Consider the following 246-nt stretch of genomic DNA (forward strand, 5'->3'; position numbering starts at 1 on the left):
TCAAATTCTCCGGCCTGAAATTGGAAGTCGACGCCAGCGCCCACGCTACAGACGTGGCCCTGACCGGCGGCATGGACAGCCTGGTACTGAGCGGCACCGACGCCAATGGCGAAGCCATCAAACTCGCGCTGAAAGACCTGACCCTGGACAGCGATCAAAAGCTGGGCAGCGGCGAGTTCTACCTCGGCGAGAGCAGCGTCAAGCTGGCCACTGCCTCGATCGCCGTGGCCGGCAAGCCGCCGGTAG

At 63.8% G+C, this 246-nt stretch carries 1 protein-coding gene; it reads left to right on the forward strand.

What is annotated here, in order from left to right:
* The coding region (locus AC0IW7_RS24945) for a DUF945 family protein (RefSeq protein ID WP_471821535.1) at positions 1-246 on the forward strand (246 nt) is incomplete at both ends.

It is taken from the genome of Pseudomonas sp. AC229 (assembly GCF_979254655.1).